This is a genomic window from Pseudomonas spelaei, from assembly GCF_009724245.1.
Lineage (GTDB): Bacteria > Pseudomonadota > Gammaproteobacteria > Pseudomonadales > Pseudomonadaceae > Aquipseudomonas > Aquipseudomonas spelaei.
Genome location: NZ_WNNK01000001.1, coordinates 246,403 through 270,393 on the forward strand (window position 1 = coordinate 246,403; position 23,991 = coordinate 270,393).

Annotated in this window: 20 protein-coding genes; 9 read left to right on the forward strand and 11 right to left on the reverse strand. The window is 60.7% G+C overall.

Going from position 1 to position 23,991, the window contains the following annotated elements; translation table 11 throughout:
* Positions 1-57: 57 nt before the first annotated feature.
* The 5 genes from GNF76_RS01125 to gap form a co-directional block, all read right to left on the reverse strand.
* Positions 58-684, reverse strand: a complete 627-nt coding sequence (locus GNF76_RS01125) for a biliverdin-producing heme oxygenase (RefSeq protein WP_155581343.1) — start codon at positions 682-684, stop codon at positions 58-60.
* 128 nt (positions 685-812) lie between these two features.
* Entirely contained in the window at positions 813-3,398 is a 2,586-nt protein-coding gene (locus GNF76_RS01130; RefSeq protein WP_155581344.1) for a TonB-dependent receptor, read from the reverse strand.
* Positions 3,399-3,516: 118 nt separating this feature from the next.
* Complete coding sequence (locus GNF76_RS01135) at positions 3,517-4,485, reverse strand: FecR domain-containing protein (protein ID WP_178123120.1); 969 nt, start codon at positions 4,483-4,485, stop codon at positions 3,517-3,519.
* Between the two features lie 84 nt (positions 4,486-4,569).
* Positions 4,570-5,088, reverse strand: a complete 519-nt coding sequence (locus GNF76_RS01140) for a sigma-70 family RNA polymerase sigma factor (RefSeq protein ID WP_178123121.1) — start codon at positions 5,086-5,088, stop codon at positions 4,570-4,572.
* Positions 5,089-5,280: 192 nt separating this feature from the next.
* On the reverse strand, positions 5,281-6,282 hold the full coding sequence (gap, locus tag GNF76_RS01145; RefSeq protein WP_155581345.1) for a type I glyceraldehyde-3-phosphate dehydrogenase: 1,002 nt from the start codon (positions 6,280-6,282) through the stop codon (positions 5,281-5,283).
* A gap of 220 nt (positions 6,283-6,502) precedes the next feature.
* Between gap and edd the strand changes: the two genes are divergently transcribed.
* From edd to GNF76_RS01165, 4 genes are all read left to right on the forward strand, one after another.
* A complete protein-coding gene (gene edd / locus GNF76_RS01150; RefSeq protein WP_155581346.1) occupies positions 6,503-8,329 on the forward strand; it encodes a phosphogluconate dehydratase in 1,827 nt (608 codons plus the stop codon).
* On the forward strand, positions 8,326-9,282 hold the full coding sequence (locus tag GNF76_RS01155) for a glucokinase (RefSeq protein ID WP_178123122.1): 957 nt from the start codon (positions 8,326-8,328) through the stop codon (positions 9,280-9,282). The genes edd and GNF76_RS01155 overlap by 4 nt, the downstream gene beginning before the upstream one ends.
* Positions 9,283-9,424: 142 nt before the next feature.
* A complete protein-coding gene (locus tag GNF76_RS01160) occupies positions 9,425-10,156 on the forward strand; it encodes a response regulator (protein WP_178123123.1) in 732 nt (243 codons plus the stop codon).
* Positions 10,146-11,615 (forward strand): ATP-binding protein, encoded by a 1,470-nt coding sequence (locus GNF76_RS01165; protein ID WP_155581347.1) that lies wholly within the window; start codon positions 10,146-10,148, stop codon positions 11,613-11,615. The genes GNF76_RS01160 and GNF76_RS01165 overlap by 11 nt, the downstream gene beginning before the upstream one ends.
* A gap of 145 nt (positions 11,616-11,760) precedes the next feature.
* On the opposite strand, the gene GNF76_RS01170 is transcribed toward GNF76_RS01165, so the two are convergent.
* A complete protein-coding gene (locus GNF76_RS01170; RefSeq protein ID WP_155581348.1) occupies positions 11,761-12,690 on the reverse strand; it encodes an AraC family transcriptional regulator in 930 nt (309 codons plus the stop codon).
* A 338-nt stretch (positions 12,691-13,028) separates the two neighbouring features.
* Here GNF76_RS01170 and GNF76_RS01175 point away from each other — a divergent pair, with 338 nt between their 5' ends.
* Positions 13,029-13,370 (forward strand): antibiotic biosynthesis monooxygenase family protein, encoded by a 342-nt coding sequence (locus GNF76_RS01175; RefSeq protein WP_155581349.1) that lies wholly within the window; start codon positions 13,029-13,031, stop codon positions 13,368-13,370.
* Between the two features lie 9 nt (positions 13,371-13,379).
* Positions 13,380-13,658 carry a hypothetical protein gene (locus tag GNF76_RS01180; protein ID WP_155581350.1) on the forward strand — a complete coding sequence of 93 codons (279 nt, stop codon included), beginning with the start codon at positions 13,380-13,382 and terminating at the stop codon, positions 13,656-13,658.
* A 174-nt stretch (positions 13,659-13,832) separates the two neighbouring features.
* Here GNF76_RS01180 and GNF76_RS01185 read toward each other — a convergent pair whose 3' ends face one another.
* The gene (locus GNF76_RS01185) at positions 13,833-14,453 is read right to left on the reverse strand and encodes a flavin reductase family protein (protein WP_155581351.1); all 621 of its coding nucleotides are present in this window, start codon (positions 14,451-14,453) and stop codon (positions 13,833-13,835) included.
* Positions 14,454-14,654: 201 nt separating this feature from the next.
* On the opposite strand from GNF76_RS01185, the gene GNF76_RS01190 reads away from it, so the two are divergent.
* Positions 14,655-15,410 carry a COG4705 family protein gene (locus GNF76_RS01190; RefSeq protein WP_155581352.1) on the forward strand — a complete coding sequence of 252 codons (756 nt, stop codon included), beginning with the start codon at positions 14,655-14,657 and terminating at the stop codon, positions 15,408-15,410.
* A 158-nt stretch (positions 15,411-15,568) separates the two neighbouring features.
* Here GNF76_RS01190 and GNF76_RS01195 read toward each other — a convergent pair whose 3' ends face one another.
* The 4 genes from GNF76_RS01195 to GNF76_RS01210 form a co-directional block, all read right to left on the reverse strand.
* Complete coding sequence (locus GNF76_RS01195) at positions 15,569-16,888, reverse strand: MFS transporter (RefSeq protein WP_155581353.1); 1,320 nt, start codon at positions 16,886-16,888, stop codon at positions 15,569-15,571.
* A 315-nt stretch (positions 16,889-17,203) separates the two neighbouring features.
* The gene (locus GNF76_RS01200; RefSeq protein ID WP_155581354.1) at positions 17,204-18,529 is read right to left on the reverse strand and encodes a sigma-54-dependent transcriptional regulator; all 1,326 of its coding nucleotides are present in this window, start codon (positions 18,527-18,529) and stop codon (positions 17,204-17,206) included.
* A complete protein-coding gene (locus GNF76_RS01205) occupies positions 18,523-20,289 on the reverse strand; it encodes an ATP-binding protein (RefSeq protein ID WP_155581355.1) in 1,767 nt (588 codons plus the stop codon). Before GNF76_RS01205 ends, GNF76_RS01200 begins: the two co-directional genes overlap by 7 nt.
* A gap of 106 nt (positions 20,290-20,395) precedes the next feature.
* A complete protein-coding gene (locus GNF76_RS01210) occupies positions 20,396-21,919 on the reverse strand; it encodes a fumarate hydratase (protein WP_003214142.1) in 1,524 nt (507 codons plus the stop codon).
* A 221-nt stretch (positions 21,920-22,140) separates the two neighbouring features.
* On the opposite strand from GNF76_RS01210, the gene GNF76_RS01215 reads away from it, so the two are divergent.
* Both GNF76_RS01215 and GNF76_RS01220 read left to right on the forward strand, forming a co-directional pair.
* Positions 22,141-23,073: an iron-sulfur-binding ferredoxin reductase gene (locus GNF76_RS01215; protein ID WP_155581356.1), complete on the forward strand. Its 933-nt coding sequence runs from the start codon at positions 22,141-22,143 to the stop codon at positions 23,071-23,073.
* Positions 23,074-23,103: 30 nt separating this feature from the next.
* The gene (locus GNF76_RS01220; protein ID WP_155581357.1) at positions 23,104-23,853 is read left to right on the forward strand and encodes an enoyl-CoA hydratase-related protein; all 750 of its coding nucleotides are present in this window, start codon (positions 23,104-23,106) and stop codon (positions 23,851-23,853) included.
* Positions 23,854-23,991 lie beyond the last annotated feature (138 nt).

Below are 23,991 nucleotides of genomic sequence, written 5' to 3' on the forward strand. Positions count from 1 at the left end.
GGTAAGTGTCCGGTCGCCATCAGCGACCGGTTGGTGCACGGCCAGGGCCGTCGTTACTTAGGCCGGCTGAGGGCTGGTGGCGCGTTTTCCAACGGTGCGCAACAGCAATTCCAGACGTGCGAAGGCATCTCTGGACGCCTGGTCCACCTCGGCCTCTTCTTCGGCGCTGAGGGGCAGGTTGTCGAAGATAGCATTAAACGCTTTCCAGCCTCGCATGCGGCCGCCTTCGGGCTCCGCCAGGTGACGAGCACCATGGGTTTCGCTGAAGCCCAGGGCAACCGCTTGCTTGAAGAGGATGGCGGCGCCCAGTTTCGAGCCTTCCGACACCCGGATCCAGGCCAGTGCCTGAGCCTTGGACGGTGCTTGCAAGGCGCCTGGAACGGCTGCTGGAATCTGTGCGCCGAGGTCAGCCAGATCGGCTTCGGCGGCCTTTACCCGGCAGCGCTCTGGCAGGTCGGCAAACAGGTTGACCAGCTCGGGGTCGTGGTACAACGCCTGGATTTCCGACTGAAACAGGTACTGCATTTGCACGAAGCGGGTGAAGCCGGGAAGCGTGTCGGTAGGTGCCCATTCGCCGACGGTGTCTTCGAGGCTTTTGTGCAGGTCCTGGGTCAATTCTCTAACCCGCTGAGAGCGCAGGAGAGGGGCTTGGCTGGCTTCGGTGGTCGGGTGTTGGGGGTTCATGTGATCGTTCCTGAAGAAGTCGAGGTGCTCGGTGACAAGTGCTTATGAACTAGACGAACAAGAAGACGCGCCACCGTAAAAAATCCTCACTGCACCCGTCACAAAACGGGTGCAGTGATGTGCAGGGCTTAGATATCCCAGATCAGGTTGACCGCAAAGTTGCGGCCCGGCTGGGTCAGGCGGTCCAGGCTGGCAGGCGAGGTCACGCCTGCTTCGCCGACGCCGTCGTAGCTGCGCACGTCATCCCAGTTCCAGTATTTCTTGTCGGTGAGGTTGTACAGGCCGCCGTTGATGGTCACGTCGTCGGTGACTTTGTAGAAACCGGTCAGGTCGACGATGCCAAAGCCGGGTGTCTTGAACGGACCGTTGGCCTTGTTGCCGTCGGGGGCGAAGAAGGTGGTGCTGTCGACGCGGTCCTGCTTCTTGACCAGGGTCCAGCTGACCAGCGCGCCGTATTTTTCCTGCTCGTAACCCAGGCCGAACACGCCCTTGAGCGGGTTGACGCTGTTCAGTGGCTCGCCAGTGTCGTCATTGCGGCCGTGGGCGTAGGCAATCGAACCCTGGGTGTACAGACCGTGCGGCGCACCCAGCGCATCGAGGTTCAGGCGACCTTTGACTTCCACACCCTTGATGGTGGCGTGTTTGATGTTGTTGGCCTGGAAGGCTTCGACGGTGCTGCCAGGTACAGAGGCGTCTTCGTTGATGAAGTCGCGGTACTTGTTGTAGAACACCGCCACATCGAAGTTGCCGGACTCGAAGTTGCCACGCAGGCCGGTTTCGTAGCTTTTGCTGGTCTCCGGTTTCAGGCCGGAGTTGGGCTCGACAATGTAGCCCACGTCGAGGTTTTCAAAACGACCATACAAGGCTTTGGCCGACGGTGTGCGGAAGCCTTCGGCGTACTGGCCGAACCAGGTGTATTGCTCGGTCAGGGCATAGGTCAGGCCGAACTTGGGCGACACACGGTGCCAGGTTTTCTTCTCGTCGCTGACCGGATCGGTGCCGTTCGGGTTGACGGTATTGAGGAACTCCTGGGTCAGCTTGGGCTTGAGTTGCACGTAGTCGTAGCGCACGCCAGGCAGGAAGGTCCAATCATTCCAGCTGATCTGGTCCTGGGCGAACAGGCTGTAGCTGTTGATGGTCGGGTCCGGGAAGTCGCTGGACTTCTTCACGCTGTCGGAGGCCTGTGGGCTCGGCGCGCCGATTGCGGTGCAGCCTGCACCGACAGCCAGGCAGGTGGCGCCGCCTTCGCGGGAACCGGTGACTTTCTGCTGCTTGAGCGTAGTGCCGTAGGTCAGCAAGTGGTCGGTTTGGCCGATGTTGAAGGCCTTGTCCAACTGCGCATCGAATACCCACTGTTTTTCTTCGTACAGGGTATCGCGGGTGCGCAATACCTTGCGGGATGGCTGGTAGATTTCCTGGGTGGCCTGGTCGGTCTTGGCGATCTGGTAGTTGAGGCTGGTCTTGATGTGATCGGCAATCGGCGAGTCGAGGCTGAAGCGGTTTTCTATACCGAAGCGCTCACGGGTGATGGTGTCGTTACCCTGGCGCCCACGATAGAAGTTGAAGCCTCGTCCGGCGTTGAAAGGGCCGCCCACTGCACTTTTCTGGTTGATGTCGCGGTCGTCCTTGTACTTCTCGTAGGTCAGGCCCAGGCGGTTGTCGTCGCCATAGTTCCAGCCCAGCTTGGCCAGTACGTTGGTGGTGCGCGCATCTTCCGGGTTGGCGCCGGTGCGGGCCAGGCCGGTGGCATTGTTGCCGTCGTAGGATTCGGTTTCATGACCATTGCGCTGGCTCAGGTGCAGCAAGCCGTCGAAGTCCTGGACACGGCCGGCGACAGTACCGGAGGTCAACCAGCTTTCGTCGGCGGAGCTGTAGCCGGTCTTGAGGCGTGCACCGAAGTCCTGGCCGGGCTTGATGATGTCGTCAGGGTCGAGGGTGAAGTAGCTCACCGCGCCGCCGATGGCACTGCTGCCGTACAGCACCGAAGCTGGTCCGCGCAGGATTTCTACACGCTTGACGATTTCCGGGTCGACATAGTTACGGCGGGTCTTGGCGTAGGGGCCGTTGAAGAAGTTGTCCGGTACTTCAACGCCGTCCACCTGGGTCAGGATGCGGTCGCCGTCGATACCGCGAATGTTGTAGCCGGCGTTGCCCGAGCGGCTGCCGGTACCGCTGACCGAAACACCGGGCTCGTAACGCACCAGCTCACGGATGTTGTTCACGTTCTGGCGGTCCAGTTCTTCACGGTCATGCACCGTGACGGTGCTGGGCACGCTGGTCACGTCCTGCTCCTGACGGGTGGCACTGATGGTCACCTGTTGCAGGTTGAGGGTGCTGCCGGCGGCGCGCTTCTCCAGCACGATGTTGTTATTGCCCAGTTTGCGGTAGCTCAGGTTGGTCCCCACCAACAGCCGGTCCAGGGCTTTTTCCGGTGTCAGCGAGCCGCGTGCGCCAGGGGAGGAAACACCCTGGGCCAACTCTGCGGGCAGGCCGACTTGCCAGCCGGTCACCGAGGTAAAGGCGTTGAGGGCCGAGACCAGGGACTGCTGCTCGATGCTGAAGCTGTAATTGCCGTGGCTGCGAGTGGCCGGCTCGGTACCGGTGGCAGCCATGACAGGTGCAACCTGGCTCCCCGCCAGCAAGATGGCGGCAGTCAGCAGGGACAAGCCGTGGCGACGAGCGGGGGAAGAGGACCGATTGAAACGAGAGGACATCGAGAGCGCTCCGGAAGGTACGAATCTTATAGTTGCGAACCTGAATCAAATACGAATCAGTTGCATTGGCTATAACTAGACGTACCGTCGTTGGCTATCGAGTAAAAATAATTCTCATTTAGTTAAGGATCACCAGCGCCGGGTATTCCGAGAGTTTGGCCGAAGTGATGTGGGCCAGGGAGCGCACCACATCCAGCGGTTGGTCGAGGCGGTAATTACCCGTGACGTTGACGCTGGCCAATCGGTCGCTGTTGTTGACGATCCAGCCGGGGTAGTAGCGCCGCAGTTCGGCCAGCACTTCACTCATCGGGCAGTTTTCGAAGATCAGGCGGCCCTGGACCCAGGCCAGGTCCTTGCTGGCGTCCAGACGGGCGGGTTCGCCGAAGCCCTTGGGACCGATGCGGATGCTTTGGCCGGCGCTCAGGCGTACTCGGGCGTCGTCGAAGGTGGTGCTCAGGTCGACATCACCGCGTTGCACCTGGACCTGGGCTTCGCCATTGAGGTAACGCACGGCGAAGGTGGTATCACTGACACGGGCCCGCACGGGGCCGGCATCGATTTCCAGGGGGCGTTCGCGATTGGCCACGACTTCAAAAAACGCTTCGCCCTGATACAGGCGGGCAATGCGTTGATGGTCATTGATGGTGCTGGAGAAGGCGGAATTGGTGTTGAGCAGGACTTTCGAGCCATCGTCCAATTGCAGACGCTGGCGCTCGCCCACCACGGTCAGGTGATCAGCCTGCAAGCGCACCGGCAGGTTGCTGAAACTGAACAATCCCAGCAACAACACGGCGGCGGTGGCCAAGGGTTTCCAGTGGGGTTTGACACGGCGCCAGGCGCTGGGCTTACGGGGCGCGTTGAGGGCCACGGCGGCACTGTGTACCGGCGCGCCACCCCAGGCGGCCTGGGCTTTGGCGAAAGCCTCAAGGTGCGCCGGGTCGCTGGCCAGCCAGGCCTCGAACTCGGCCTGCTGTCCGGGTTGCGGGCACTGCAAGGCGATCAGCCAGTCGAGGGCTTGGTCCATGGCCGTATCTTGCAACACCTCATGAGCCAGCTCATGGGGCTGCAGTTTATTCGGGTCCGTCACGGTGTTCCTCGGGTCTTCGCCCACGTTTTATTCAATCGTCTTGCAGTTTGAATCGACAGGGCTGTCGGTTTCGTCCGACAAAGCTTAAGGGCGATCCAGCCGTTCGGCCACACCCACACAGATGGCCATGATCAATTTCAGTTCCTTTTGCACGGTACTCAAGGACACGTTGAGCTGATCGGCGATCTCCTGATAGCTGCAACCGTGCAGGCGGCTGAGGATGAAAATCTGCTGCTGACGCGCGCTCAACTGACCGAGACTGACACTCAGGTGCTCCAGCAATTGCTCGGCCTGGGTGGCGTCTTCGGGGGTGCTGACGGGGGAGGCGACGCTTTGCAGGATGTCCATGGGCACATCCTCCTGCAACGTGCGCGCTTGAATCCGACGTGAGCGCAGGTGGTCCAGCGTCAGGTTGCGGGCGGTCTGGTAGACGAAGGGTTCCAGGTGATCGATCGGTCTTTCACTCAGGGCCCGAGTGACACGCAGGTAGGTTTCCTGCAACAGGTCCTCGGCGGTGCTGTGGTTATTCACCATCCGCTGCAAGGTGCGCAGCAGAATGACCCGTTGGCTGAGAAAGACTTGATTGAAGCGAGATTGGCTCACAGTGATACCAGACCGATTTGCAGCGAATGATAATGCTTATCATCAGCACAAATGGCAAGTGGCACTTTGAACGCTTGCACCGATCCCTGTAGGAGCTGGCTTGCCTGCGATGGTATCAACTGGATCTAACTGACAGATCGAGTCGCTTGTATCGCAGGCAAGCCAGCTCCCACAGAAAATCATCATTGTGGGTTATTCGGCGTTACACAGCGCCAGGCAGTTATCCAGCATCCGGTTGGAGAAGCCCCATTCGTTGTCATACCAGGCCAACACCTTCAACAGCTTGCCGCTGGATTTGGTGTGGTTGGCGTCGAAGATCGACGACAGCGGGTTGTGGTTGAAGTCGCTGGAAACCAGCGGCAGGGTGTTGTAGCCGAGGATCTTCGAGTGCTGGCTGGCGGCCTTGAGCAGGGCGTTGACCTCATCAGCAGATGCTTCGCGCTTGAGCTGGACGGTCAAATCCACCAGGGACACGTTGATCACCGGCACGCGCACGGCCATGCCGGTCAACTTGCCTGCCAGCTCCGGCAGCACCAGGCCTACCGCTTCGGCGGCACCGGTCTTGCTCGGGATCATGTTCTGAGTGGCCGAACGGGCGCGGTACGGGTCGGTGTGGTAGACGTCGGTCAGGTTCTGGTCGTTGGTGTAGGCGTGGATGGTGGTCATCAAGCCGCTTTCGATGCCCAGTTCACGGTGCAGCACCTGGGCGACCGGTGCCAGGCAGTTGGTGGTGCAGGAAGCGTTGGAAATGATCTGGTGGGATTGACGCAGGATGTCGTGGTTCACACCGTAGACCACGGTGGCATCAGCGCCCTTGGCCGGAGCCGAAATGATCACCTTGCGTGCACCGGCGGTAATATGGGCAGCCGCCTTGGCACGGTCGGTGAACAGACCGGTGCATTCGAAGACAACGTCGATCTTTTCCGCAGCCCAGGGCAGGTCAGCCGGGTTGCGAATGGCACTGACGGCAATCCGGTCACCATTGACGGTCAGGCTTTCCTGATCGTGGGCGACCTCTGCATCGAAAGTACCGTGGACGGTGTCGTACTTGAGCAGGTGGGCATTGATCGAACTGTCGCCAAGATCGTTGATGGCGACGATCTGCAAATCCTGACGGTAACCTTGGGTATAAAGTGCGCGCAGGACGTTACGGCCGATCCGGCCAAAACCATTGATTGCGATTCGAAGTGTCATTGGAAAGCGCCTGTCGTCGATTTGTTGTAAGAATTACAAGATTATTCGCATAAAAATAGAAAACAAGCCTTTTTAGTGGCAATATTTTGTTCAATCTACAACGAGTGACCTGAATCAACTGGTCCGATGGGTCAAATAACACGCTGCCATCCCACGTGCAGCGGCGTTTGATCAGCATAGACATACAGGTCGCCACATCCGTTAGCCTGGAGTTCTACACATGCATCCCCGCGTACTTGAGGTCACCGAACGGCTTATCGCCCGTAGCCGCGCCACCCGTGAGGCCTACCTTGCACTCATTCGCGGTGCTGCCAGCGACGGTCCGATGCGTGGCAAGCTGCAATGCGCCAACTTTGCCCACGGCGTGGCCGGTTGCGGTACTGAGGACAAGCACAGCCTGCGGATGATGAACGCCGCCAACGTGGCAATTGTTTCTTCATATAACGACATGCTCTCGGCTCACCAGCCGTACGAACATTTCCCCGAGCAAATCAAAAAGGCCCTGCGAGAAGTCGGTTCCGTCGGTCAGTTCGCCGGTGGCACCCCGGCCATGTGCGACGGCGTGACCCAGGGCGAGCCCGGCATGGAGTTGAGCCTGCTGAGCCGTGAAGTCATTGCGATGTCCACGGCGGTAGCGCTGTCCCACAACATGTTCGATGCGGCGCTGATGCTGGGCATCTGCGACAAGATCGTCCCCGGCCTGATGATGGGCGCCTTGCGCTACGGCCATTTGCCGATGATCTTCGTCCCGGGCGGGCCGATGCCGTCGGGTATCTCCAACAAGCAGAAGGCCGACGTGCGCCAGCGCTACGCCGAAGGCAAGGCTACCCGCGAAGAACTGCTGGAATCGGAGATGAACTCCTACCACAGCCCTGGCACCTGCACCTTCTACGGCACCGCCAACACCAACCAGTTGCTGATGGAAGTCATGGGCCTGCACCTGCCGGGCGCCTCTTTCGTCAACCCGTACACGCCGCTGCGTGACGCCCTGACCCGTGAGGCCGCGCATCAGGTCACCCGGCTGACCAAGCAGAACGGCGGGTTCATGCCGATTGGCGAGATCGTCGACGAGAAGTCCATCGTCAACTCTATCGTCGCCCTCAACGCCACCGGCGGCTCCACCAACCACACTCTGCACATGCCGGCCATCGCCATGGCGGCGGGCATCATCCTCACTTGGCAGGACATGGCCGACCTCTCCGAGGTGGTGCCGACCCTGTCCCATGTCTATCCAAACGGCAAGGCCGATATCAACCACTTCCAGGCGGCGGGCGGTATGTCGTTCCTGATTCGCGAGCTGCTGGAAGCCGGCCTGCTTCACAACGACGTCAACACCGTGGCCGGTCATGGCCTGAGCCGCTACACCCAGGAACCGTTCCTGGTGGAAGGCGAACTGGTGTGGCGTGAAGGCCCCATCGAAAGCCTCGACGAAACCATCCTGCGCCCTGTGGCTCGGGCGTTCTCGCCGGAAGGTGGGTTGCGGGTGATGGAAGGCAACCTCGGCCGCGGTGTGATGAAAGTTTCCGCCGTGGCCCTTGAACATCAAATCGTCGAAGCCCCGGCGGTGGTGTTCCAGGATCAACAGGACCTGGCCGATGCCTTCAAGGCCGGCCAGTTGGAGAAAGACTTTGTTGCGGTGATGCGCTTCCAGGGCCCGCGCTCCAACGGCATGCCGGAACTGCACAAGATGACGCCGTTCCTCGGTGTGTTGCAGGACCGTGGCTTCAAGGTGGCGTTGGTGACAGACGGGCGGATGTCCGGCGCCTCGGGTAAGATCCCGGCGGCGATTCATGTCAGCCCCGAGGCTCAGCGCGGTGGTGCGCTGGCACGCGTGCGAGATGGCGATATCATTCGTGTGGATGGCGTCAAAGGCACTTTGGAGCTTAAGGTGGACGCCGAAGAATTTGCAGCGCGCGCGCCTGCCACGGGCCTGTTGGGCAATAACGTGGGGGCCGGTCGCGAGCTGTTTGCATTTATGCGCCTGGCCGCAAGCTCCGCAGAGCAGGGCGCCAGCGCCTTTACGTCTGCCCTGGAGAGTCTTAAGTGAAGCTTGCGCTGGTCGGTGATATCGGTGGTACCAACGCCCGTTTTGCGTTGTGGCGGGATCAAGGGTTGCACTCGATCCGCGTCCACGCGACGGCGGATCATGCCAGCCCCGAGGAGGCCATCCAGGCCTACCTCAAAGAGGAAGGCCTGGCGCTGGGCTCCATCGGTGCGGTGTGCCTGTCGGTCGCCGGGCCAGTGAGTGGTGATGAATTTAAATTCACCAACAATCACTGGCGGCTGAGCAAAACTGCCTTCTGCAACACCTTGCAGGTGGATGAGCTGCTGCTGGTCAACGATTTCTCGGCCATGGCCCTGGGCATGACCCGTCTGCAGCCCGATGAATTTCGCGTGGTCTGCGAAGGCACGCCGGAGCCGTTGCGTCCGGCAGTGGTGATCGGTCCGGGCACCGGCCTGGGCGTGGGTACCCTGCTGGACCTGGGCGCCGGGCGCTGGGCAGCCTTGCCGGGGGAGGGCGGCCATGTCGACCTGCCTCTGAGCAGCCCGCGAGAAGCACAGCTGTGGCAGCACATTTACAACGAGATCGGCCATGTCAGCGCCGAAACCGTGTTGAGCGGTGGCGGTTTGCCGCGTTTGTATCGGGCGATCTGTGCGGTGGACGGGCACACGCCAGTGCTGGAAACCCCCGAAGCCGTAACGGCGGCGGGCCTGGCCGGCGATCCGGTAGCGCTGGAAGTACTCGACCAGTTCAGTATCTGGCTCGGCCGAGTGGCCGGTAACAACGTGTTGACCACCGGCGGTCGTGGCGGGGTGTATATCGTTGGCGGCGTGATCCCGCGGTTTGCCGATTTCTTTATCAAGAGTGGTTTTGCCAAGAGCTTTGGTGACAAAGGCTGCATGAGTGACTACTTCAAGGGCATTCCGGTGTGGCTGGTGACGGCGCCGTATTCCGGGTTGACCGGGGCAGGTGTCGCGCTTGAGCAGGCATTTGCGTAGGCAGTGATGGCGCTATCGCGGGCAAGCCCGGCTCCCACATTTGGAATGCATTCCCCTGTGGGAGTCGGGCTTGCCCGCGATGAGGCCCGTAAGCACAACGAATTATTCAGCCCGTCCCATCCAAAACAATAAGGACGACCCCGTGAGCGTAACCAGTAAGTCCATTCTCCTTGTCGACGACGACGAGGAAATCCGTGAGTTGCTGCAAACCTACCTCTGTCGCGCCGGCTTCCAGGTGCGTGGCGTGTCGGACGGTGCGGGGTTTCGCCAGGCGATGAACGAGGCGCCGTGCGACCTGGTGATCCTTGATGTGATGCTGCCGGACGAAGACGGTTTCAGCCTCTGCCGCTGGATCCGCCAGCACCCGCGTCAGGCGCAGGTGCCGATCATCATGCTCACCGCCAGCTCCGACGAAGCCGACCGGGTGATTGGCCTGGAACTGGGCGCCGACGACTACATTGGCAAGCCGTTCAGCCCGCGTGAATTGCAGGCACGGATCAAGGCCCTGTTGCGCCGCGCCCAGTTCGGGCAAGAGCGCAGCGGTGGCGAGGTACTGGTGTTCGATGAGTGGCGCCTGGACATGGTCAGCCACCGCCTGTTTCATCTGGACGGGGAAGAAGTGATTCTCTCCGGCGCCGACTTTGCCTTGTTGAAGCTGTTTCTCGATCACCCCCAGCAAATCCTCGACCGCGACACCATCGGCAACGCCACCCGTGGCCGCGACCTGATGCCGCTGGACCGAATTGTCGACATGGCCGTCAGCCGCTTGCGCCAACGTCTTCGGGACACCGAGAAACCACCCCGGCTGATTCGCACGGTGCGCGGCAGTGGCTATCAACTGGCGGCCAGTGTGGTTGCCAGTAATGCCCACTGAACGCCTGAACGAACAACGTCGCCGGCTTCCGGTACCTCGCTCGCTGTTGGGGCGGATGTTGCTCCTGACCCTGTTGGCGGTGTTGTTTGCCCAGGCGTTGTCCAGCGTGATCTGGGTCTCGCAATTGCGGGCTACTCAGCTGGAAGGCTTGGTCACCAGCGCCCGTAGTCTGGCCCATTCGATGACTGCCAGCGTCAGTTATTTCCGCTCACTGCCGGTGGCTTATCGCCCGTTGGTACTGGACCAATTGCGCAGCATGGGCGGTACGCGTTTCGTGGTGACCCTCAATGACAAACCGCTGGATATGGCGATACTGCCCGAGACCCCGCGCAAGCAGGCCGTGCTCAAAGCGGTGGACGAAGTGCTGCGCCAGACCCTGGGCAGCGACGTGCACGTCTCGGTAGAGTTTGTCAGCGCCGAAGACCTGCGGATCTTTAACGCGGGCCTGAAACTCGACGAACTGCCGCGTTCCTGGGCTCACTACGCCTTGACCCTGGAGCCGGTCAATCCGCCTGTGCTGGTGACCCAGATCCAACTGGCCCCCGGCGAATGGCTGTACATCGCCTCGCTGTTGCCTGAGCCCTACACCAGCCTCGAAGAACAAGGCCTGCCGTCCCAGCAGGTGTGGTTTATCGTGTTGACCAGTGCGTTCCTGTTGCTGTTTATCGGCCTGCTGGTGCATTGGCAAAGTCGACCGCTCAAGCGCTTGGCGCGGGCGGCGAGGGACATGTCCCTGGGCGCGGACGTGGAACCTGTGGCTGAAGGCGGTGGCAGTGAAGTCGTGGAAGTGGGGCGGGCCTTCAATGCCATGCGCGAACGCATCAGCCGCTACCTGACCGAGCGCAGCCAATTGTTCAGCGCCATTTCCCACGACCTGCGCACACCCATCACGCGTCTACGGCTGCGGGTGGAATTGCTGGAGGATGAAAAACTGCAGGCCAAGTTCGGTCGGGACCTGGATGAGCTGGAGTTGCTGGTCAAGGGCGCGTTGCAGTGCGTCAAGGACACCGACATCCACGAAAACATCGAGCCGGTGGACCTCAATTACGTACTCGATTGCCTGGTGGAGCCTTACCTGGCGCCCAACGGCAACGGCCGCGTGACCCAGCACGGACGGGCGCTGTCGCTCTACCCGGGCAAGCCGCTGGCCCTCAAGCGCTGCATGGGCAACCTGATCGACAACGCCTTGAAGTATGGACAGAACGCCCATCTGTACATCGAAGATGACGGTGCGCAGTTCATCCTCCACGTGGATGACGAAGGCCCCGGCGTGCCTGAACAGCGCCTGGAGCAAGTCTTCGAGCCGCACTTTCGCCTCGCCGGGCAGCAGCAAGGCTACGGCTTGGGCCTGGGCATCGCACGCAACATTGCCCATAGCCATGGCGGTGAAGTGAGTCTGCAGAATTTGCGTGAGGGTGGGTTGCGGGTGACCTTGCAGTTGCCCCGAACCCTGGATTGATGGGTTTTATGCAACAAAACAGATCAAATGTGGGAGCTGGCTTGCCTGCGATAGCGGTGGGTCAGGCAACATATTTTTATCTGACCGGTCGTTATCGCAGGCAAGCCAGCTCCCACATTTGATTTTCATTGTTCTTGGGTCTGTGTCAGACGCTCAAACGCAGCCGCGCCAAATCCCGCAACGGCGGCGCGCCAAACAACCGGCTGTATTCACGGCTGAATTGCGACGGGCTTTCATACCCCACCCGATACCCCGCCGCCGAGGCCTCCAGGCCTTCGGCGATCATCAGCCGCCGGGCTTCCTGCAGGCGCAGTTGCTTCTGATATTGCAACGGACTCATGGCCGTCATCGCCTTGAAACGGTGGTGCAAGGTCGAGACGCTGAGGTTCACTTCCTTGGCCAGGTCATCAATGCGCAGCGGTTGTTCAAAGTTGCCGTTCAACCACTTGATGGCCTGGCTGACCCGATGGCTCTGACTGTTGGCGACGGCAATTTCATACAGTCGATAGCCCTGCGGGCTACGCAACAGGCGATACAGGATCTCGCGGCTGATCAGCGGAGCGAGCATGGCGATGTCTTTGGGCGTGTCCAGCAGGCGCGTCAGGCGCAGCACTGCATCCAGCAACTGGCTGTCGAGACGGTCGACATACAAGCCTCGAGCCGTCGGGCGAGTGGGCACACCCATGGGGCCGGCCTCGGCGATCAGCGCGGTGATTTGCGCCGGGTCGATGTCCAGTCGAAGTGACAGGTTAGGGTTTTCCGGAGAGGCCTCGATAATGCGCCCGGCCACCGGCATCGACACCGAAAATACCAGGTAATTAAGCGGGTCATACGCGAACGTTTCGTCTGCCAGGCGCACTTCCTTGCTGCCGTGGGCCAGGATGCACAACGCCGGTTGCGCCAGTACGGGCATGAAGTCCCGTGGTGCGTTATGCCGGTTGAGCACGAAGGAATTGATCGCGGTGGCGTAGGAGCCGTCCTCACAGGTGTGACGCAGAACGATATCGGCCAATTCTGCGCGCTGCTTTTCCATGTCGGGGTCGAGGGGGGCAGGGCGATGTTCTAGCGACGACATGGGGCATCCTCTGGGCGCTTTGACGATGGGCACAGCTTAAAGGCGGGTTTCCAAACAGTGTTATGTCAATTCTGCACAATCCTTGCCTGATCCTGCGATAAATCGCGAATCAGGCAAGGATCGCTGCTGTCACCGGGCGGTAACCCGTATGAAACAAGGCTGTCATGCCCGGCGTAAAACCGGTGGCTTGAACGCTATCTCTACGCTTCTCGCAGGATTGTGCAATAAGCCGGCAGGAATCGACTAACCACGCGTGCGGGGGCGCCGTTATCTTTGATCCTGTGGCAACACACCCCCACCGTGTTGCCGAGCATCACTTCTCAACGGGAGAGTCGAACATGTCCACCCCCATTCCCGCGAGCCATATGGCCTTTATCCGCGCCCGCACCGGGTGCAGCACCGAACTGGGTGCACGCTTGAGCAGTTTGATCGAACCGGGCCGCCAGGCTCAGGGTTGCCTGCAATTCTCGTTGCAGCATTCCTTGTCGGATCCGGATGTGTGGCTGATCTCGGGTTTCTGGAGCAGCGAACAGGCGATGAGCGCCTATTTCAGCTCCCCGGCCTTGATGATCTTTACCGAGTTGGTCAATGACCTGGTGATCCGCAGCATGGACTTCCAGACCTTCACCGACACGTCTGCCGTCAACGCTTACGGCGAATACCTGCAACTGGCTGGATGAGTGTTTAGAATGGCCGACTTTCCATTGGCCAGGACCTGCAACATGGCACGTAAAGAGTTTGCCCACCACGAAGCCGTTTCCGCCGTAGTGCCGGGAGAAGGTGGCTACAGCGCCGCCGTCGCCGTCAAGGCACTGGATGGCATGGGCGCACCGCGCTTTCACAAGATCCTTGATGACCAGAAGTTCAAGACCGCTGATGACGCCGACGACGCTGCTGCCCAGCAACTTGAGCGGTTGATCGACGTCGACGAAGACGGTCAGTTGACGTGGGCTGCTGTTGCCAGCTAAAGCCGGACACTGTTCTACACAACGACAAAGATCCAATGTGGGAGCCGGGCTTGTGTGGGAGCGGGCTTGCTCGCGAAAGCGGTGGGTCAGCCAAACATTTGGCGACTGACACTACGCCTTCGCGAGCAAGTCGAATCGTCGCACCGCCGCTCCCACACTTTGATGGCAATCCGTTCAACGTGGCCGGTACATCTTGAACAAGGCCTCAGGTCCCAGCTGGAAGTAATCCGCCGGGCCGCCGCCCCGCAGAATCGGCTCGGCGGCGGCGGTGTCGTACACCCCATCCTTGAGCAACCACTTGGCGATGTGCACGGCGACCACCTCTCCGAGCACCAGCCAGCTGGGAACCAATGCCTTGTCGGCTCGCTGCAGTTGAATGATCTGCGTCACCTTGCATTCGAACGACACCGGGCTCTCGCCCACCCGAGGCACGGTAATCACTTTCGATGCCACCGGCGTCAGGCCGGACAATTCGAACTCGTTGACCTCGGGTGAAACGGGCGCGCAGCTCTGGTTCATCTGCTCGGCCAGCGGGCGGGTGGCCAGGTTCCAGACAAACTCGCCGGTCTGCTCAATGTTATTCAGGCTGTCTTTACGCCCGACACTGGAAAAGCCAATGATCGGCGGAATGTAGTTGAAGGCGTTGAAGAAGCTGTAGGGCGCCAGGTTCAGGCGACCCTCGTGGTCCTGTGAAGAAATCCAGCCAATCGGTCGTGGGCCGACGATGGCATTGAACGGGTCATGGGGCAGGCCGTGACCGTTGGCGGGCTCGTAGAAATGGATATCGTCGGACATGGCCGGGGTTCCTGCTGGGCGGTTCTGGAAGGGCATCATAGTGCAAGCCGTGGCGAGGGATTTCCATCGGTGTCTGCTACGAAGCATGGAATTTTCATACGCTGCCCACCTATTTTTCACAGCTCTGCGTTCAGTCTGCGCGCCAGGTCGACACCCCCTCTGCGTCGGCCTTCAAGACTGAACTCTGGAGCCTTCTGCGTCATGAACAAACTTCCTCAGATCACCCTGGCGTTCTGGGTCATGAAAATCTGCGCGACGACCTTGGGCGAAACCGCCGGGGACTTGCTGTCGATGACCTTGAATGTCGGTTATGCCATCAGCTCGATGATCCTGATCAGCGTGTTTCTGGTCACCCTGGTGACGCAACTCTGGTCGAAAACCTACAACCCGGTGCTGTACTGGATTGTGATCCTGTCCACCAGCACTGCCGGCACCACCATGTCGGACTTTATGGACCGCACCCTGGGTTTGGGGTATGCCACGGGCTCCCTGATCCTGATCTCGATACTGGTGGCGATCTTTGCCCTGTGGCGCGTCAGCGGCGACTCGCTGAACGTGAACAAGGTTCAGACCTTTCGCGGTGAGTTGTTCTACTGGATGGCGATCCTGTTCTCCAACACCTTGGGTACTGCGCTGGGGGATTTCCTCGCCGACGATTCGGGGCTTGGCTTTGCCGGTGGGGCCTTGCTGATCGGCGCGAGTATCGCGGTGGTGGTGTTGCTCAAGTACTTCACGAAGATTTCGTCGGTACTGCTGTTCTGGGTGGCGTTTGTGTTGACCCGACCGTTTGGCGCAACCCTGGGTGACTTCCTGACCAAACCCCTTGAAAAGGGTGGGCTGGATTTCGGCACCATTGGCTCGTCGGCGGTGTTGGCGGCGGTGTTGGTGGTGATGATTGCCGGGGCGTCGTATGCGCAGCGCCGGTATGGGCGCCAAGGGGTGGCTGAGTTGTCTTGAGGCAGGTGCGATTCGTCAAGCGATGAGATCGCTTGTGTGGGAGCTGGCTTGCCTGCGATGCAGATGCCTCGATGTATCAGTTACACCGAGGTGATGCCATCGCAGGCAAGCCAGCTCCCACACAAGCCGGCTCCCACATTTTCTACCGCGTCTGACTGTTAGTCCGTGGTAATCCGCGAATGCTTGCGGGTGTCTTTCATGGTCACGTAGACCATCAACGACACTGCAATACACGCAGTCACGTACCAGTAATAGCCGGTTTCCATGCCGATGCTCTTGAACCACAGTGCGATGTATTCAGCGGTACCGCCGAAGATCGACACCGTCAGCGCATACGGCAAGCCAACGCCCAGGGCGCGGATCTCGGTAGGGAACAGTTCGGCCTTCACCACGGCGTTGATCGAGGTATAGCCGCTGACAATGATCAGCGCCGCCATGATCAGGAAGAACGCGCCCCACCAGCTCTGGATGGTGTGCAGGGTGGTGAGGATCGGTACGGTGAACAAGGTCCCCAGGATACCGAAGGCAATCAGGATCGGCCGGCGACCGACCTTATCCGACAGCCCGCCGACAATGGGTTGCAGGCACATGAACAGAAACAGCGTGGCCGCCGAGATGGTGGTGGAGTCGGAGATGCTCATGCCGACGGTGTTCACCAGGTATTTCTGCATGTAGGTGGTGTAGGTGTAGAACGCCAGGGTGCCGCCCATGGTCAGGCCGACCACGGTCATCAGTTCCTTGGGATGACGCATCAAGGTGCGCATGGCGCTTTCCTTGGCTTTTTCCTTCTTGGTGAACGACTCGGTTTCTTCCATGCCGCGACGCAGGTACAGCGCAACGATTGCACAGAGGGCGCCGATGACGAACGGGATACGCCAGCCCCAGTCGTACAGTTGCTCGGTGGTCAGCGTCTGTTGCAGCACAATCAGCACGCCGAGGGCGATGAGCTGGCCGGAGATCAGGGTCACGTACTGGAAGCTGGAGAAGAAGCCGCGACGTTCCTTGGTTGCCATTTCACTCAGGTAAGTGGCCGAGGTGCCGTATTCGCCACCCACTGACAGCCCTTGCAGCAGACGGGCGAACACCAACAGGATCGGCGCGCCGACACCGATGGTTTCATAACCAGGGGTCAGGGCGATGATCAGCGAGCCGAAGCACATCAGCAGCACCGAGGCCATCAGCGCGGCTTTACGGCCCTTGCGGTCGGCGTACAGGCCCATCAGCCAGCCACCGATAGGGCGCATCAGGAAGCCCACGGCGAAGATCGCGGCGGTGTTGAGCAGTTGGGCGGTGGTGTCGCCTTTGGGGAAGAAGGCTTTGGCGAAGTACAGCGAGAAAGCGGCGTAGACGTACCAGTCGTACCACTCGACCATGTTGCCGACCGAGCCACTGAAAATCGACTTGATCCGGCTGGAAGTGGTGCGTTCTTTTGCCGGCGCAGCCGCCGACCCTAGAGGCAGGGAGTTGGAGTTATCCATTGAAGGATCCTTCATCTAATTGTTTTTGTGGAGCGCGCGCAAACGCAGCCTGCTCGGGCTATAGCAGGAGCTGTGCCAAGCAGATGAAGGCCCGGTCTAGAAGGGTTACAGGAATTTATTGAGCGGAAAACCGCTGATATTTGATGGGTAATGAGCGGAAAACCGCTCACCTGGCTGGGAAGTGGGTTGTCTTGAAGGGCCTCATCGCAGGCAAGCCAGCTCCCACCTTTGACCGAGTTGTCAGCAACAGCACCGATCAAATGTGGGAGCCGGGCTTGCCCGCGATGAGGCCCACGCGGGCAACACAATGTCAGCCTAGAGAAACGTCTCCCGCGCCAACCCGTGCCGCTGCATCTTTTCATTAAAGGTGCGCCTGGGCAGTTGCAACTCCGCCAGCACCGCCTTGATATCGCCTTTGTGCCGGGTCAGTGCCGCTTTCAGGCAGTGGGCTTCAAAGGCTTCCTGCTGAGCCGCCAGTGACTGTCCAGCCTCGATGCCTTCCGGCTCCGGTTCGCCAAGCCCCAACACTTGTCGTTCGGCGACGTTGGCCAACTCACGCACATTGCCCGGCCAGTCGTGGCTGAGCAGTCGCCCCAGTTGCGGCCCGCTCAGTGGTGAAAAACTGCGGCCCAGGCGCTCGGCAGCACTCTGGGCAAAGTGTTCGAACAGCAGCGGAATATCTTCCCGGCGCTCGCGCAAGGGCGGTAAATGCAGTTGTGCAACGTTCAGCCGATAGGCCAAGTCTTCGCGAAAGCGCCCGGCTCGTGCTTCGTCCAGGAGGTCTGGCTTGGTCGCGGCAATGATCCGCAAGTCCACCTTGATGCTCTGGTTGGAGCCCAGCCGCTCAAGCTTTTGCTCCTGCAACACCCGCAGCAACTTCACCTGCTGGGCCAGGGGCATGCTTTCGATTTCATCGAGAAACAACGTGCCGCCGTTGGCGTATTCCAGCTTGCCGATGCGTTTACCCTGGGCGCCGGTAAAGGCGCCGCTTTCATGGCCGAACAACTCGGCCTCGAACAACTGCTCGGGAATTGCTGCACAGTTCAATGCCACAAACGGTTTCTTTGCCCGAGGCCCGAAGTCATGCAGGCAACGTGCGACCAACTCCTTGCCGCTGCCAGTCTCGCCACGGATCAGCACGTTAACGGGCAACGTCGCGAGGTCCAGTACTTGCCGACGCAGGTTCTGCAAGCTGCGGGATACGCCGAGCAGACTGGCGTCCAACTGGGCCCGGTGGTCAGCCTGTTGATGCAGGCGACGGTTTTCCAGGACCAGTGCGCGCTTGTCCAGCGCCCGCCGCAGGCTGCTGAGCAGGGCCTCGGGACTGAAGGGTTTTTCCAGGAAGTCGTAGGCGCCGTCGCGCATGGCTTCCACCGCCATCGGCACATCGCCGTGACCCGTGAGCAGGATCACCGGCAGGTCGGCATCGCGCCGTTGCACCTCGGCCAATAACTCCAGGCCACTGAGCCCCGGCATGCGCACATCGCTGAGAATCACCCCGGGGAAATCCCTGGGCAACTGCAGCAGGCATTCCTCGGCGCGGCTGAACAGCTGCACTTCGAAGCCCGACAAGCTCAGCCATTGCTCAACGGCCGTGCGGATGCTGGCTTCGTCATCGACCACAATCACCGCATTCAACATAGGTCTGGTGTCTCCAGGGCGATGGGCAAGGTCAGGGTGAAGATCGCGCCGTCACCCTGGTTGGCGGCGCTCAGGCGGCCGCCCAGTTCGTGGACGATAGCGTAGGACACCGCCAGCCCCAAGCCGAGCCCGTCACCCACCGGTTTAGTGGTGAAGAACGGGTCAAACACGTTATTGAGGTGATCTTCGGCAATGCCACCGCCGCTGTCGCTGACCGTCAGACGCCACAGTTGTTGATCGACGTGCAGACGAATTTCCAGGCGTTTGTGCGGTTTGTCGGCCATGGCATCCAGGGCATTACGCAGCAGGTTGATCAGCACTTGTTCCAGGCGAATCGCATCGCCGCGCACCCAGGCCGGGCGGGACAGGTCCAGCACTGTACCAATGGACTCGTCCCGCAGGCGGGCGTCGAGCAAGTGCAGGGACTGATCCACCACTGTTGCCAGGTCCAGACGTTCGCGCAGCCCGCTGGGGCTTTTACGGGCGAAGGTCTTGAGGTGGCCGGTCAGAGCGGCCATGCGGGTGAGCATGTCGTCCAGTGGGGTCAGTGCCTTGTAGGCGTCATCCACCCGGCCGTGATCCAGCAGCAGCCTCAGCGTCGCCAGTTGCATGCGCTGGGCGGTCAGCGGTTGGTTGATTTCATGGGCCAGGGCGGCGGACATCTGTCCCAGCGCTGCGAGCTTGGCCGACTGCACCAGGCCATCCTGAGCGGTGCGCAGGTCGCGGGTGCGTTCTTCCACCAGTTGTTCAAGTTCTTCCCGGCTGCGCTGACGCAAACGAGCCAGGCGCCAACGCTGGGTCAGGAACAGCAGCAGGAACACCAGCGTCAGCCACAACCCCGCCGCGGCGAGGCCGGCATTGCGTTGTTCTTCGACCGCCAGTTGGGGCTTGCGTAACAGGTGCAGGGTCCAGCCTTCAGCTTTCAGCGGCAAGGACTCCCACAGGTAGTCGGTGCGGCCCTCAGGGCCATCGACGCGCATCAGGTGGCTGTTGTCGTCAAAGCGCTGCAAGGCCTGGGTGTCCAGGGGCAACAGCTGTTTCTTGTCGTATTGCCGGGTGGCCTTGAGTTCGGCGTGGTCGCTGTCTGACAGAGGATGCAAGGCACGATAGCGCCAGCCTGGCTGATTGGCGATAAACACAATGCCCCGGGCATCGCTGACCAGCAGCAGATCATTGCCCTGCGCCCACTCGCGCTCCAGCTCTGGAAATTCCAGCTTGACCACCATGGCACCGAGGAACTGCTGGTGTTCATCCAGGACTGCGCTTGAGAGGAAGTAACCCGGAATGCCGGTGGTTACCCCCACCGCGTAAAAGCGCCCAGTGCCCTGGATCAGTGTTTGGCTGAAATACGGGCGAAACGCGTAGTTATGCCCGACATAACTGCTGGGCAAATTCCAGTTGCTGGCGGCCACGGCCAGACCGGTGCGGTCCATCAATTCCAGGGTAGACGACTGGGCTGCGCCGTTGATGCGCTCCAGCTTACGGTTGAGCAGGTCCTGGGTCGCGGCGTCCAGCGGGCCTTTCAAGGCGCTGATCATTTCCGAGTCCAGGGCCAGCACGGCGGGCAGGGCGCGGTAACGTTCGATCAGGGTGTGCAGGGAGTTGCCGTACAGCCCAAGCTGTTGATTGGCGCGGGCTGCGTCATCCACCAGGGACTGGCGTTCGGCGTGACGCATGGCCAGGCCGGCAGCGAGTACGGCGCCGGCCACGATCAACAGGGTGTAGAGGGTCAAACGCAATGGGCGGGGAATCGCGATCATGTGCAGATGAACGGGGGCAATTAGGGGCGAGCACCATAGCATGTGCAATAAAAAAGGCGACCGGGGCATGTTGCCTCGATCGCCTTTTATCCTTGCGGGGAAATGCTTACTGCACTTCTACCGCCAGGCTCTCACTGATCTTTTTCTGCCAGATGGCAGGACCTGTGATGTGTACCGATTCACCCTTGCTGTCCACCGCAACGGTCACCGGCATGTCTTTCACGTCGAACTCGTAGATCGCTTCCATGCCCAGTTCGGCGAAAGCCACCACACGGGATTTCTTGATGGCCTGGGCCACCAGGTAAGCCGCGCCGCCAACAGCCATCAGGTAAACGGCCTTATGGTCCTTGATCGCTTCGATAGCGGTCGGGCCGCGCTCGGATTTGCCGATCATGCCCAACAAGCCGGTTTGCTCGAGGATCTGGCGGGTGAACTTGTCCATCCGCGTAGCCGTGGTTGGACCGGCCGGCCCGACGACTTCTTCGCGTACCGGATCAACCGGGCCGACGTAGTAGATAAAGCGACCCTTGAGGTCCACCGGCAGGGTTTCGCCCTTGTTCAGCATCTCGACCATGCGCTTGTGCGCGGCGTCGCGACCGGTGAGCATCTTGCCGTTGAGCAATACGGTTTCGCCCGGCTTCCAGCTCTGCACGTCTTCCGGGGTCAGGGTGTCGAGGTTGACACGACGGGCCGACGGGCCGGCTTCCCAGACGATTTCCGGGTAGGCGTCCAGCGGTGGCGCCTCCAGCGAAGCCGGGCCGGAACCGTCGAGCACGAAGTGCGCGTGACGGGTGGCGGCGCAGTTCGGGATCATGCACACCGGCAGCGAGGCTGCGTGGGTCGGGTAATCCATGATCTTCACGTCGAGCACGGTGGTCAGGCCACCCAGGCCCTGGGCGCCGATGCCCAGTTGGTTGACCTTCTCGAACAGCTCCAGGCGCATCTCTTCGATACGGTTGGACGGGCCACGCTTTTTCAGCTCGTGGATGTCGATGGATTCCATCAACACTTCCTTGGCCATCACTGCGGCTTTCTCGGCAGTACCGCCGATGCCGATGCCCAGCATACCTGGTGGGCACCAGCCGGCGCCCATGGTCGGAACGGTTTTCAAAACCCAGTCGACGATCGAGTCGGACGGATTGAGCATGGCCATTTTCGACTTGTTCTCGGAGCCGCCGCCCTTGGCCGCCACGTCCACTTCCACAGTGTTACCCGGGACGATGGAGTAGTGGATCACCGCAGGGGTGTTGTCCTTGGTATTTTTGCGCGCGCCTGCCGGGTCGGCAAGGATCGAGGCCCGCAGGACGTTTTCCGGCAGGTTGTAAGCCTGGCGCACGCCTTGGTTGATCATGTCGTCCAGGCTCATGGTGGCGCCATCCCAGCGCACGTCCATACCTACACGTACAAATACGGTGACGATCCCGGTGTCCTGGCAGATCGGGCGGTGGCCGGTGGCACACATGCGCGAGTTGATCAGGATCTGTGCCATGGAGTCACGGGCCGCTGGCGATTCTTCGCGCAGGTAGGCTTCGTGCATGGCCTGGATGAAGTCAACGGGGTGGTAGTAGGAAATGAACTGCAGGGCGTCGGCAACGCTCTGAATCAGGTCGTCTTGCTTGATCACGGTCATGAGTCGCGCTCCTCTATAAGACGGGAACATTCAATAAAGGTGTCTTCAGTAGGGTGTATCGGTCGGCTGAAGACACCTTTCCAAGGCACGCCGGGTGCTACTAGGCGCGACGCTAAAAAGGCGCGGCAGTATAACCCGGTGCGGTGGCCGATACACCCGACTATGGTCAAACTATCCTGGGCGTGGTCCCCTGTAGGCGCCTTTTTTGATCCGAGACCTTTATGCCTGAACTCCACGTCGGTGAACGCCATTGGTCGGTACCCGCCGGCAGCAACCTGCTGGATGCCCTGAACCAGGCGGGTGTCGCCGTGCCCTACAGTTGCCGGGCGGGCAGTTGCCATGCCTGTCTGGTGCGTTGCCAGGGCGAGGTTCAGGACAAACAGCCTGATGCCTTGAGCCCCGTGCAGCGTCAGGAAGGCTGGCGCCTGGCATGCCAGTGCCAGGTCACGGGCGATCTGCAGGTGGAAACCTTCGATCCGCGCACGGATGGCCTGGCTGCGCACGTACTGCGCGCCGACTGGTTGAACCCGACAGTGCTGCGTTTGCGTCTGCAACCGGAGCATAACCTGCGCTATCAGGCCGGGCAGCACTTAGTGTTGTGGGCGGGGAGGGTCGCGAGGCCGTACTCTCTGGCCAGCCTGCCCCAGGTCGACCCGTACCTGGAGTTTCACCTCGATTGCCGCCTGCCCGGCGAATTCAGCGATGCCGCCCGAAAGCTGAAGGTGGGCGATAGCCTGCGCCTGGGCGAGTTGCGCGGTGGCGCGTTGCACTACGACCCGGACTGGCAGGCCCGTCCGCTTTGGCTGTTGGGCGCAGGTACCGGCATGGCACCGTTGTGGGGTGTGCTGCGGGAGGCCTTGCGCCAGGATCATCAGGGCGCCATCCGGGTCATTCACCTGGCGCATGATGCCAACGGGCATTATTTGGCCGAGCCTTTGGCGGCGCTGGAGGCCAGCCATGCAAACCTTACCGTCGAGCTGTGGACGGCGGCGGAGTTGACTGAGGCTTTGGCGCAACTGCGGCTTGTTTCAAGGCAAACACTGGCTTTACTCTGCGGGCACCCTGCCAGTGTCGAAGCTTTTTCAAAGCGCCTGTTCCTGGCGGGACTGCCGCGCAATCAACTGCTGGCCGACGTCTTCCTGCCCCGTGGTTGAGCGCTGAATTTTCCAGCCTCGAGATTTGCCATGACCGACGCCATCCTGCTGCAACGCGAACGCGGGCTGCTGATCCTGCAGCTTAATCGCCCGGACAAGAAAAACGCCCTGACCCGTGCCATGTACAGTCAATTGGCCGAGGCGCTGGAGCAGGCTGACGCTGACGCCACCGTCAATGCTGTGTTGATCCAGGGCAGCCGTGAGTGCTTCACCGCCGGGAATGACATTGGTGACTTTCTTGAACAACCGCCGGCCGATCTCGACAGTCCGGTGTTTCATTTCATGCGCAGTTTGCTCAATTGCCGAAAGCCGGTGATTGCGGCGGTTGCGGGTGCAGCGGTGGGGATTGGTACGACGCTGCTGTTGCACTGTGATCTGGTGTACGTCAGCCGAGATGCTCGGTTGCGCATGCCGTTCGTCAACTTGGGGCTGTGCCCGGAGTTTGGCTCCAGTTTGATCCTGCCGCGATTGTTGGGGCATGCCAAGGCCGCGGAATTACTGCTGTTGGGCGAAGGGTTCAGTGGTGAGCAGGCGGCTATTTGGGGGATTGCCACTGAGGCGTTGGGTAGCGGTGAGGCGGCGTTGGCCAAGGCGCGGGAAGTCGCTGAGCGTTTTGAAACCCTGGCGCCTGGGGCGGTGCAGGTCAGCAAACATCTGATGAAAAGTGTGGATCGCGAGCAGTTGCGCCGGGTGATCGAGGAAGAGGGTGCCTTGTTTACCCAGCGGTTGAAGTCGCCGGAGGCGATTGCGGCGTTGTCGGGGTTTATCAGCAAGCGCTGAAGGTGTGTTGATTGGGCTGGCGCCATCGCGGGTAAGCCCGGCTCCCACATTTGACCGTATTTCTTCAGGATGTACGCGGTTAAATGTGGGAGCGGGCTTGCCCGCGAAGAGGCCAGTGAGGCCAATACAAAAGCCAAT